This window comes from Caulobacter sp., assembly GCF_017744445.1.
Taxonomy (GTDB): domain Bacteria; phylum Pseudomonadota; class Alphaproteobacteria; order Caulobacterales; family Caulobacteraceae; genus Caulobacter.
The window spans coordinates 613904-626840 of the sequence record NZ_JAGIBH010000001.1 but is presented as its reverse complement, the minus strand read 5'-3'; the positions used below and the strand labels follow the sequence as shown (position 1 = coordinate 626840).

Genomic DNA, 12937 nt, shown 5'->3' with positions numbered 1-12937 from the left:
GACAGCGCCCGTCAGAGGCGCGGATAACGAACTTCGAGGGGAGAGAAAGATGCGCGCACTGGTCGCCGCCGCCTTGGCTTGTCTGGCTTTTGCCGCTTCAGGAGCCTCCGCCCAGCCCGCGCCAGCAACACCGCCGCAAGGGGTCGACCTGCCCTCCTCCGCCCTGACCCTGGGTCGCGCCGTCGCCGACTGGCAGCTGTGGCACATGGACGGCCAGTTCGACTATGTGAAGACGCATCGCGAAAACACGCAGAAGCCGCGCGGCTGGATCCAGGGGGCATTCTATGTCGGCCTCTCCGCCTTCGCCGAGCGGACCGGCGACCTGACCTATGCGGGCGCGATCTGGAACCATGGCGACGAGGAAGGCTGGGGTCTGGGCAAGCGGCCGCTGCACGCCGACGACCACGTCATCGCCCAGGCCTGGCTGTGGTTCTACGCCCGCGACCACAACCCGGCCCAGATCGCGCCGGTGAAGGCCCGCTTCGACGCCATCCTGGCCGATCCGCCCACCGCGGACCTGAAGTTCATCGACGGAACCGAGCAGCAGCCTTGCCAGGTCCGCTGGTGCTGGAGCGACGCGCTGTTCATGGCCCCGCCGACCTGGACGGCCCTGTCGGCCGCGACCAAGGACCCGCGCTACGCCGCCTACGGCGCCAAGGAGTTTTGGGCCGCCACCGACTACCTGCTGGACAAGGACCAGAGCCTCTATTTCCGCGACAGCCGCTTCTTCGAGCGCCGTGACGCCCAGGGCCGCAAGATCTTCTGGAGCCGCGGCAACGGCTGGGTCTATGCGGGCATCGTCAACATCCTGAAGACCCTGCCCGCCAACCATCCCGACCGCCCGCGCTACGTCGCCCTGTTCCGCAAGATGTCGGCGCGGATCGCGGCCCTGCAGAAGCCCGACGGCTACTGGTCGGTGTCGCTGCTGGCGCCCGAGCACAGCCCGCCCGAGAGCAGCGGCACGGCCTTCTTCGTCTACGGCCTGGCGTGGGGCGTGAACCAGGGGCTGCTGAAGGATCCGAAATACGCCCGGTCCGCCCGCTTGGGCTGGTCGGCCCTGGCTCGCGCGGTGCAGCCCGACGGCAGGCTGGGCTGGGTGCAGCAGGTCGGCTACGCGCCCGATCACGTCGAGGCCGGCGACACCCAGCTGTACGGCGCCGGCGCCTTCCTGCTGGCGGCTTCCGAAGTCTCGCGCGGGCGCTTCTAGGCCTGCGCGATCCCAGCATTTCGAAGCCCGCGAACCCAGGCGCGTGCGCGATTTTGGGTACGCGACCGCTTGCCGATATGAACGCCGTTATTCAATAGAACCAACTATTCGAATCTTGATGAACACAACATTTAAAGCTTCACCGTTCTTCGAACAGCGTAATTTCAATTCTGTTCCATGACCTGCGTTATAGGTTTCCGACTTGTTTCAGATATGAGATGCGAATGACTTATTCGCGCCTCAATTGATTTGTGACGTTGCCTTAAAGAGACAGCTTCAAGACAAAACCATTACACTTATGTGCGTGCGATTGACCGCTTTGATCCTGGGGTCCAAGCCGCCGCCAACCGCCGGATCGTGGCGGGAAACATCATCTTGCATCGGGCTGTAAGGACGCTGGCGTTCGCGCCGGCGAGGGCGGCCTGGAAGGATCGACAATGAAGTATCAGATTACCCGGGGTCGGTTGCTCGCCACCTCGATGATCGTGGGCGTGGCCACCCTGGCCGGTTTCGCCGCGAACGCTCAAACCGCCGCCGCTCCAGCTCCGGCCCAGGACGACAACTCGGTTGAAGCCGTCGTCGTCACCGGCTCGCTGCTGCGCCGCACCGACACCGCGACCCCGTCGCCGGTCACCGTCCAGACTCAAGAGTCGCTGAAGGCCCAGGGCATCACCACGGTGGCCGACGCCATCCGCAGCCTGTCGGCCGACAACTCGGGCTCGGTCCCGGCCGCCTTCGGCAACGGCTTCGCCGCCGGCTCGACCGGTGTCGCCCTGCGCGGCCTGACGGTCAACTCGACCCTGGTCCTGATCGACGGCCTGCGTAACGCGTCGTACCCGCTGGCCGACGACGGCCAACGCAGCTTCGTCGACCTCAACTCGATCCCGTTCAACGCGGTCGAGCGCATCGAGACCCTGAAGGACGGCGCCTCGTCGCTGTACGGCGCCGACGCCATCGGCGGCGTGGTCAACATCATCATGAAGTCGAACTACCAGGGCATGGGCGCTGACCTGTCGGTCGGCACCTCGCAGCACGGTGGCGGCGACCAGTATCGCTTCAACGGCGACATCGGCTACGGCGACCTGGATACCGACAAGTACAACGTCTATTTCGACGTCGAGTACCAGCTGGACAAGCGCATCCGCATCGACCAGCGCGGCTATCCGTTCAACACGTTCGACCTGTCGGGCATCCCGGGCGGCACCAACGACAATCCGGGCGCCGGCGGCAGCACCTTCTACGGCCAGGTCAAGCGCGCCACGATGGGCACGGCTGGCGACATCTCGACCGGCGTCGCCCTGCCGGGCGAGCTGTGGCAGACCCTGCGCACCTGCGCCAGCGACGCCCCGCTGACCACCTCGGCCGGCGGCACGTACTGCGCCCAGAACACCGGCCTGTTCGGTGACGTCCAGCCCAAGCAGGAGCGCATCGGCACGTACGGTCGCTTCACGTTCAAGCCGAACGACAACTTCCAGGCCTACCTGGCCGCCAGCTTCGTGCAGTCCAAGACCTCGACCACCGGCGCCCCGCGCACGATCTCGTCGTCGACCCCGCACAACCTGTCGAACATCGTCCTGCCGGCCCTGCTGTCGAACGGCCAGCTGAACCCGAACAACCCGTTCGCGGCGGAAGGCTATGACGCGCTGATCCGCTACCGCTTCAGCGACATCGCCAACACGGCCAACTACACCAACCGCATGATGCGCCTGACCGGCGGCGTGGAAGGCTCGGCGGCCGACTGGAACTACCGCGCCAACGTCGTGATCGCTCACGGCTGGCTGGAAAGCGTCAACTACGGCTTCATCAGCTACAACAACCTGCTGAGCGCGGTGAAGAACGGCACGTACAACTTCCTCGACCCGTCGAAGAACAGCCAAGCCGTTCGTGATGCCCTGGCCCCGGCCCTGGCCAAGACCTCGACCAGCGACCTGGACTCGATCAACTTCCAGGCCTCGCGCGACCTGTTCAACCTGCCGGGCGGCCCCGCCCAGCTGGGTATCGGCGGCGAGTTCCGCTACGAAGCCGTCAACGACCCGGCCCTGAACCCGGTCAACGACGCGCAAGGCCTGGGCAACGCCCGCACCATCGGCAACCGCACCGTCGCCTCGGCCTTCGCCGAGCTGGGCATGCCGGTCCTGGACAACCTCGAAGTCAACGTCTCGGGTCGCTACGACCACTATTCGGACTTCGGCGGCAACCTGTCCCCGAAGATCGGCGTGAAGTACACGCCCATCAAGACGGTCGCTCTGCGCGCCACCGTCTCGAAGGGCTTCCGCGCCCCGTCGTTCTCGGAATCGGGTGACTCGGCCAGCCAGGGCTTCACGAACTTCTCGTTCGCGAACTACCCCGACTTCGTCGCGGCCCACGGCGGCAGCGAGTACACCAAGACCTACTCGCTCTCGAACATCACCGCGGCCAACCCGGACCTGAAGCCGGAGAAGTCGACCAGCTACACCATGGGCGCGGTGTGGGCTCCGACCCGCTCGTTCAGCATCTCGCTGGACTACTATCACATCAAGAAGAACGACGTGATCGCGCAAGCCTCGTCGGGTGACGCCATCGCCGCGTACTACGCCGGCGAAGCCATCCCGGCCGGCTACACGGTCATCGCCGACCTGCCGGATCCGGACGCGCCGGGCGCCCTGGCCCGCATCCTGTCGGTGGCCTCGCCGTACATCAACGCCGACTCGCTCCGGACCAGCGGCATGGACCTGAACGTCCAGAACACGATGTACCTGCCGGCCGACATCAAGTGGACCAGCAACCTGGACGCCACCGTCCTGTTCGACTTCAAGTACACGCAAGGCGGCACGACGTATAACTACGTCGGCAAGCAGGCGCCGTACGTGCTGTCGTCGGGCGCCGGCACGCCGAAGTACCGCGCGTCGTGGAGCAACACCTTCACGCGCGGTCCGTTCACCACCACGGGCACCCTGAACTATGTCAGCGGCCTGCGCTCGATCGACGAAAGCTACGTCGGCGACCAGACCTGCCTGTACGGCGACGCCGACTTCAAGTGCCACACGAAGGACTTCATCAGCGTCGATCTGACCGGCGGCTACGACGTCAACGACCACACCACGGTCTATGCCGACGTGCTGAACCTGTTCGACGTGGGTCCGATGTTCAACCCGGCCAACTACGCCGCGGTGAACTGGAACCCGACCTACTCGCAATCGGGTGCGGTCGGCCGTTACTTCCGCGTGGGCGTTCGCCTGAAGTACTAGGCGTCACGCGAAAGCTATCTCGCGTACGGACCGCGTGAGTATGGTCCGATGAGATGGAAGGGGCCGCCCGCAAGGGCGGCCCCTTTTGCTTTGGGATTCGAAAAAATGGGCTGATCCGGCCGTTGCCGCAGGTGCGGAAACGCTCTCAGCTTACGTCAGTCTAGGGAGGGGCTGACGCGCCGATGCGTCCGCCAACGGCTTACGGGGTTGGAAATGACGCGTAGCGGAGCGATGGCCGGAGCGGCCTTGGGCGTGGTGCTGGCTTTCGGGGGGCTGGCCGGCGCGATCGCCGCCGACATCACGCCCCCGAAGAAGGCCTTCGCCCAGCCGGTGGGCAGCGACTACTTCCTGGCCGACTACACCGCGTATGAGGCCTATCTGAAGACCCTGGCGGGCCAGTCGGACCGCATGAAGCTGGTCGACATCGGCAAGACCGAGGAAGGCCGCACCCAGTGGATGGCGATCGTCTCGTCGCCCGCCAACCTGGCCAAGCTGGACGACTACAAGGCCATCGCCCGCAAGCTGGCCAAGGCCGAGGGCGTCTCCAAGGACGAGGCGCAAAAGCTGGCCGCCCAGGGCAAGGCCGTGGTCTGGATCGATGCCGGCCTGCACGCCAACGAGACCATCACCACCCAGGGCCAGATCCAGGTCCTGTACCGCATGCTGACCCAGACCGATCCCGAGACGATGCGGATGCTGGACGACTGTATCATCCTGTTCGCGCAGGACAATCCGGACGGTCTGGAGATGATCGCGGACTGGTACATGCGCAACCAGGATCCGAAGAAGCGCGAGTTCAACTCGCTGCCGCGCCTGTACCACAAGTACATCGGCCACGATAACAACCGCGACAGCTTCATGTCGGCCATGGCCGAGACGACCAACGTCAACAAGCAGCTGTTCCGCGAGTGGTATCCGCAGATCGTCTACAACCAGCACCAGACCGGCCCCAACGGCATGGTGGTGTTCGTCCCGCCGTTCCGCGACCCGTTCAACTTCAACTACGACCCGCTGGTCATGACCGAGCTGCAAGAGGTCGGCATGGCCATGCACAGCCGCCTGGTGGCCGAGGACAAGCAGGGCTCGGGCGCCCGCAGCGCCGCCCCCTATTCCACCTGGCACAACGGCATGGAGCGGTCGGTCGCCTACTTCCACAATTCGATCGGCCTGCTGACCGAGATCATCGGCGGCCCGACCCCGACGACCGTCAACCTGGTCCCCGAGCTGCAACTGCCCAGCAATGACCGCCCGGCCCCTATCACCCCGCGCGAATGGAAGCTGCAGGACTCGCTGGACTACCAGTGGACCATGAACCGCGCGGTGATCGACTACGCTTCGCGCAACAAGGAGCGCCTGCTCTTCAACATCTGGAAGATGGGCGACAACAGCATCAAGCGCGGCAGCCAGGACAGCTGGACAATCACCCCGACCAAGGTCGAGGAGCTGCAAGCGGCCGGCAAGGGCAAGCCCGGCCCGTTCGGCCAGGCGGTGGATCCGACCCTCTACAAGTCGGTGATCCAGACGCCCGAGAGCCGTGACGCCCGCGCCTATGTCATCCCGGCCGACCAGGCGGACATGCCGACCGTGGTCGCCTTCCTCAACGCCCTGATCAAGACCGGCGTCGACGTCGACAAGGCGTCCAAGGCCTTCACCATCGCCGGCAAGACCTATCCGGCCGGCTCCTACGTCGTACGCACCGCCCAGGCCTATCGCCCGCACGTGCTGGACATGTTCGAGCCGCAGGACCACCCGCACGATCTGGAATATCCCGGCGGCCCGCCCAAGGCCCCGTACGACGTCACCGGCTACACCCTGGCCTACCAGATGGGCATCAAGTTCGACCGCATCCTGGACGGCTTCGAAGCCCCCACGACCCGCGTGCCCGACCTGATCACGGTCGCGCCGGGTTCGGTGAAGGGCGCTGGGAGCGCGGGCTGGCTGGTCAGTCACGAGACCAATGGCAGCTTCACCCTGACCAACCGCCTGCTGAAGGCCGGCGCGCCGGTGTTCTGGGTCAAGGACGGCGCCAAGGCCGGCAAGACCGCCTTTGGTCCCGGCGCGATCTGGGTCCCCGCCTCGCCCGCCGCCAAGGCGGTGATCGCGGCCGGCGTCAAGGATCTGGGCATCGACGCCTATGCTGTCGGCTCAAAGCCCTCGGGCGCGACCATCGCCCTCAAGCCCGTGCGTATCGGCTTGGTCGACGTCTATGGCGGCTCGATGCCCTCGGGCTGGAATCGCTGGATGTTCGAGAAGTTCGAGGCCCCCTTCCAGGTCGTCTACCCGCAGCGCCTGGACGCCGGCGACATCGCCAAGGACTATGACGTCCTGGTGTTCCCCGACGGCGTGGTCCCCGCCCCGGCCGACGGCCCGTTCAAGGCCGGCCGTCCCTCGACCCAGCCCAAGCCGGACGAGATCCCCGAGCAGTACCGCGCCTGGCTGGGCCGCGTGAGCGACGAGAAGACCCTTCCCCAGATCGCCGACTTCGTGAAGGGCGGCGGCACGGTCGTGGCCATCGGCGCCTCGACCCGCCTGGCCACGGCCCTGGGCGCGCCGGTCGACGTCGCCACCGCCAAGCTGGAGGACGGCAAACTCAAGGCCCTGACCAACCGCGAGCTCTACATCCCCGGCTCGGTGCTGCGCGCCAAGGTCGATCCGAAACAGCCCCTGGCCTATGGCGCCGGCAGCGACGTCGACGTCTTCTTCGACCGCAGCCCGGCCTTCACCGTGAAGCCTGACGTCAAGGGCGTCTCGCGCGTGGCCTGGTTCGACACCGACAAGCCCCTGCGCAGCGGCTGGGCCGTCGGCCAGGACAAGCTGAAGGGCTCGACCGCCATGCTCGACATCGACATCGGCAAGGGCAAGGTCTTCGCCTTCGGGCCCGAGATCACCCAGCGGGCGCAGTCGTACGGGACGTTCAAGTTCCTGTTCAACGGCCTGCTGTACGGGCCGGCGGTGAGCGCCGGTAAGTAAGTCGTCCGATTTCCCCGGCGAAAGCCGGGGCCCAGATCGAACCCACAGCGCCCTTCGTCGAAACTCGGCGGAGGGCGCTTTCACATCTGACGCTCAGGATGAATCTGGGCCCCGGCCTTCGCCGGGGACACGGGTCTTGGCCAAATGAAAATCGGCGCCGAGGGGGCAGCCCCGGCGCCGATGGATCGCGTCCTTCGAAGTCACTCGGTGGGGGAGCTAAGACCCCTCAGGGCGCGATCGCCTCGGCTCCGGGTCGACGCGGATCCGCGCCGCCCAGATAGAGGCCATTGTCGATCATGATCGACTGGGCGGAGCCCATGGTCTCGTCCGAGGTTATGGGGTGGCCCATGCCCTTGAGCAGGGCCACCGTGTCGGGATTGAAGTTGGGCTCGACGCGCAGGGTATCGGTAGCGTCCTGGAAGATGCGCGGCTGGTGCGTGGCCTCAGCGACGTTCAGCTTGAAGTCCACCGTGTTGACGATGACCTGCAGCACCGTGTCGATGATCGTGCTGCCGCCCGGCGTGCCGGTGATCAGCCACGGCTTGCCGTCCTTGAAGAGCATGGTCGGCATCATCGTGGAGAGCACGCGTTTGCCCGGGGCCAGGGCGTTGGGCGGCGGGGCCTTGCCAGTCTTCTTCGCCCAGTAAGCGGCCGTGTGGGAGTAGTTGTTCATCTGGTTGTTCAGCACGAAGCCCGCGCCGGCCACCATCACGCCCGAGCCGAAGTCCGCGCCCAGGGTGAAGGTGTTGGACACCGCGTTGCCCTCGGCGTCGGCCACCGAGAAGTGGGTGGTGTTGTGGCTCTCGAACGCCCACGGATCGCCTGCGCCCAGGTCCTTGGCCGGCGTGGCCTTGTCGGGATTGATCAGCTTGGCCCGCTCGACGCCGTAAGCTTTCGACGTGAATCCCTGCAGCGGGACCTTCACGAAGTCGGTGTCGCCCAGGAACTTCGAGCGGTCGGCATAGGCCAGCTTCATGGCCTCGGCTTCCAGATGCAGGGTCTTGGCCGAGTTGGGCCCCGAGGCCTTCAGGTCGAAGGTCTCCAGGATGTTCAGCATCTCCAGCAGGGTGGCCCCGCCGGCGCTGGCGGGCGGCGAGGTCATCACCGTCAAGCCGCGATAGGTCCCGGTCAGGGGCTGGCGGATGGCGGGCTTATAGGCGGCCAGGTCCTCGGCGGTGATCAGGCCGCCATGGGCCTTCATGTCGGCGGCGAAGCGCTGAGCGATCTCGCCACGATAGAAGGCGTCCGCGCCCTTGTCGGCGATCTGGCGCAGGGACCAGGCCAGGTCCGGCTGCTTCAGGGTCTCGCCGGCGCGATAGAGTTCGCCGCCGGGCTTGTAGAAGGCGCTCTTGCCGGCCTCGCTTTCGGACAGGCGCTGCTTGCCCCAGCTGAACACGAAGGCCTCGTCGGGCGACAGCACGACGCCGTCGTTGGCCAGCTTGAAGGCCGGCTCGACCAGCGCCTTCCACGGCAGCTTGCCGTACTTCTGATGGGCCATATAGAGGCCCGCGACGGTGCCGGGCACGGTCGAGGCGCGGTAGCCCTTGGAAGCGACCTCGTCGACCTCCTTGCCCTTGTCGTCGACGAAGGTCTCCAGCTGGGCGGCCTTGGGCGCGACGCCGCGATAGTCGATGAAGATGGTCTCGTTGGTCTTGGCGATATGGACCATCATGAAGCCGTCGCCGCCGATATTGCCGGCGCGCGGCAGGGTCACGGCCAGGGCGAAGGCGGTCGCGACCGCCGCGTCCACGGCGTTGCCGCCCTGGCGCAGGATCTCGACCCCGACCTTGGTGGCGATGGCGTTCTGGCTGACCACCATGCCCTTCTCGCCGACCACCGGCGAGTGGATGCTGGGATATTCCAGCAGCTGCTTCTTCTGGGCGAAGGCCGGCGTCGCGGCGATCGGCGTGAAGGCTAGCGCCAGAGCTGCAAGGCTGGCGGAGACGAGACGGAAAGACTTCACGACACCCTCTTTCTTTCATCCGTCTTCCCGGCGAAGGCCGGGACCCAGATCATAAGGCTGTAGTTGAGCCGGACTTGGCGCTGCTCAGCCCTACGATCTGGGCCCCGGCCTTCGCCGGAGAAACGGAGTTTTTCGGATCAGAACCGCTTGCTCAGGTTCATGTACCAGTAGCGGCCCGTGGCGTTGTGCAGGGCGCCCAGGTAGCCGAAGTTCGACGAGGCGATCGGCGGATCCTTGTCGAACACGTTGCGCGCGCCGATGCGGATCGTGGAACCGTCGAAGATCCCGTCCTTGAAGGCGTACTGGCCGTACAGGCTGACCGTGGTCCAGTCCTTGATCGGGAAGTACTGGCCGTTCACCTGGGCCGGGCCGGTGTCATAGACCTCGCCGACATACTGCACGAAGGCGCCGGCGCCCCAGCCGTTGTAGCGCCAGGTCAGGTTGGCCGTGGCCCGGAACTCGGGGAAACCGTCCATCTTGATCTGGTTGCCGGCCGACGAGATCGACAGGCCCGGCAGTTCGCCGGCGGCGACGGCGGCCTGGAGCAGCGACTCCACCGGGCTGGGCGCCTGGTCGTACTTCAGCAGCTTGGCGACGTTGATCCCCAGGCCGAAGTCGCCCCAGGGGGTGTCGTCCAGGTCGTAGTCCAGGCTGAAGTCGACGCCCTGAACCATGCGCGGCTGCAGGTTCTGATAGGTGTCGTTGACGTAGGCGATGTTGCCGACGGCGACCCCGCCGACCGGCGCGTCGCGCACGACGTTCGGGTTCGACGAGCCGTGCAGGCGCAGATAGTAGTCCAGCGCGATGGCGTTATAGCCGCCGACCACGCCGATGACGCCCTTCTCGCGGATCGACCAGAAGTCGGTCGTCAGGGTCAGCTTGCCGAACGAACGCGGGATGAAGGTCGGCTGATAGACGAAGCCCACCGTGGCGTTGTCGGCCTCTTCCGGCTTCAGGTCCTTGTTGCCGCTGCGCGACTCGATCGTGCTGACGCTGGCGCAGGTCGTGCCGTTGATGCGGCACTGGCCGTAGTCGATGCGGCTGTTCGAGACCGTCGCGCCGTCGCTGTAGAACTGCGGCAGGTTCGGCGCGCGGAAGCTCTGCGAGACCGAGCCGCGGAACGCCAGGCCTTGGCCGACCTTCCAGTAGATCGCGCCCTTGGGCTTGTAGACGCTGCCGAAGTCCGAATAGTCCTCGCCGCGCGCGGCGATCTGCAGGCTGACTTCCTCGACCAGCGGGATGTTCATCTCGGGCGAGATGATCGGCACGGCCAGTTCGAAGAAGGCCGACTTGACCGAGCGCTTGCCATGTACGTCCGGCGAGCCCGAGGCGCCCAGCACGTCGGTGCCGTAGGTCACCCCGGTGACGCTGTTGGTATACTTGATCTTGCCGTCCAGGCGGTCGTCGCGGTCGTCGTCATAGGTCTCGCGGCGCCACTCGACGCCGGCGGCCACGCCGACATCGCCGCCGGGCAGGCGGAACAGGTCCTTCTTGGAGACCTTGAAGTCGGCCAGGGCCAGCGAGGTCTCGCTGATCCGGTAGACGTTGATCAGGAATGAGTTGATCGTGGCGCGGTCGTTCGGCGTGGCGTCTCCGATCGAATAGTTGTCCAGGCTGCCGCCGTTGAACGGGTTGTAGGCCGTGGCGTCGGTGCGGTTCAGCGCCTGCTGGAACAGGGTGTTGCTGATCGCATTGTGCGTCATGTCCTTGGTGCGGGCCTTGGAATACAGCGCCGCCGTATCCCATTTCCAGCCGTTCCAGTTGCCCTTCAGGCCGCCCAACAGGCGGTAGCTGTCGTCCGTCACCGTATAGGTGCGCGGGCCGGTGTCGACCACGCGATAGGTGGTGATGTTCATCGCCACGCCGCCGGTCGGCACGCCGGTCAGGTTGGCCAGGCGATTGGGGCTGCCCACCGGACCGAAGGGGTTCCAGTAGGCGTTGGCCGCGATGGTGATCGGGGCGGTCGTCAGCGGGGCCGACTGCTCGCGGCTGCCGGTGAACAGGGCGTGGTAGTAGCCCGCCTCGCCATAGGCCGTGACGTCGCCGAAATCGTGCTCGACGGTCGAGAAGAAGTTGGTCCGCTCGACACCGCCGCGCAGGGTGCGGTCGGGGTTTTCGTCATAGCGCAGCACGCGGTCGGCCGCGCCGGTGATGGTGCCCGACTTGATGCACAGATTGCCGGTCAGGACAGTGCTGGAGCAGCCGGCGGCGGTGTTGCTGGTGGGCTCGATGTGGAACACGCCCGAGGTCGTCAGGGCGGTCGTTCCTTGACGCACCGTCGTGGTCGAGGGGATCAGGGTGAACGAACCCCACGGGCTGGAGGTCGAGCGGCTGTCGAAGGTGGTGTTGTCCGCCCACGGGGTGTTCGCGATCTGCCAGCGGTGATCCTCGCTGGCGGCGTAGTCGCGCTCGGTCGCCATCAGGCGGCTGCGGCCGGTGTAGTTGCCGAAGAAGGTCAGGCGGGTGCCGTCCTCCAGGCGCGTGCCGGCCTTCACGTTGAACGAGCCTTCGCGATAGCCCGTGCCTTCCGAACCGCCGAACTGGGCCTCGACCTTCAGGCCGCGGAACTTGGTGTCGAGCACGGTATTGACCACGCCCGCCACCGCATCGGTGCCGTAGATGGCCGCGGCGCCGTCGCGCAGGACTTCGATCCGCTTGACCCCCGCGACCGGGAACGCGTTGGTGTTGACGGTCTGGACCGGCACCAGGTTCTCGGTCTGGCTGCCCGGCGCCAGCACGGCGCGGCGGCCGTTCAGCAGGGCCAGGGTGTTGCCGGTGCCCAGGCTGCGCAGGTTCAGCGAGGCCACGTCGCCGCGCGCATCGTTCAGGTTGCCGGTGGTGCGGGCTTCCTGGAACTGCACGTCGCCGGCCTGCGGGATGGCGCGGAACAGCTCGTCGCCCGACACCGCGCCGGTGGCGACGATCTCGTTCTCGCCGACCACCGTCACCGGCAGGGCCTCGGTCGTGCGCGCGCCTTCGATCTGCGAGCCGACCACGACCACGGCTTCAACGACCTGGGCCTCTTCCGTCGACGCGCTGGCCCTGGCGCTGAAGGACTGGGGGCCCTGAGACCCGGAGTTGGGAGCCGTCGCCTGGCGCAGCGTGATGGTCTTGCCGTCGTCCGAGGCGACGACCAGGCCGGCGGCCTGGGCCAGCTTGGCCAGGGCGTCGGCGTCGGCCACGTCACCGGTCACCGCCGGCGTACGCTTGCCGCTGGCGGCCTCGAACGGGAACAGCACCTGCTTGCCCGACTGCTTGGCGAAGGCCTGCAGCGCGGTCACCGCGTCGCCGGCCGGAATGTTGAAGCTGTGACGGGCCTCCTGGGCCAGCGCCGGACCGGTCAGGACCAGCACGGCGGCGGACGCCATCAGGAAGCCGCGAACGGTGCGGCGGCGGGTGTCGATCGACATTCTTCTTGGTAACCCCTCGGGGCGCCATCCATCCCCATGGGAAAGCGCCTTCACCATCACCGACGAGGGTACCCCGGCTTTCCGCTATAGATGGCGAGAACTTTTTACCCTCACTCCCACTCCGATCTTCCCGGCGAAAGCCGGGCCCCAGATCGAACCC

General features: G+C 66.5%; 4 protein-coding genes and 1 pseudogene. 3 read left to right on the top strand and 2 right to left on the bottom strand.

Features of this window, described 5'->3' with window-relative positions:
* Window positions 1-49 precede the first annotated feature (49 nt).
* From J7528_RS03040 to J7528_RS03030, 3 genes are all read left to right on the top strand, one after another.
* Complete coding sequence (locus J7528_RS03040; protein WP_291871168.1) at window positions 50-1207, top strand: glycoside hydrolase family 88 protein; 1158 nt, start codon at window positions 50-52, stop codon at window positions 1205-1207.
* 437 nt (window positions 1208-1644) lie between these two features.
* Window positions 1645-4434, top strand: a complete 2790-nt coding sequence (locus J7528_RS03035) for a TonB-dependent receptor (RefSeq protein ID WP_291871166.1) — start codon at window positions 1645-1647, stop codon at window positions 4432-4434.
* Between the two features lie 213 nt (window positions 4435-4647).
* Window positions 4648-7404: a M14 metallopeptidase family protein gene (locus tag J7528_RS03030; RefSeq protein ID WP_291871164.1), complete on the top strand. Its 2757-nt coding sequence runs from the start codon at window positions 4648-4650 to the stop codon at window positions 7402-7404.
* A gap of 226 nt (window positions 7405-7630) precedes the next feature.
* Here the strand turns inward: J7528_RS03030 and ggt are convergent.
* Window positions 7631-9508, bottom strand: a pseudogene (ggt, locus tag J7528_RS03025) (gamma-glutamyltransferase).
* The gene (locus J7528_RS03020; protein ID WP_291871162.1) at window positions 9505-12777 is read right to left on the bottom strand and encodes a TonB-dependent receptor; all 3273 of its coding nucleotides are present in this window, start codon (window positions 12775-12777) and stop codon (window positions 9505-9507) included. The pseudogene ggt and the gene J7528_RS03020 overlap by 4 nt, the downstream one beginning before the upstream one ends.
* Between the last annotated feature and the right edge of the window lie 160 nt (window positions 12778-12937).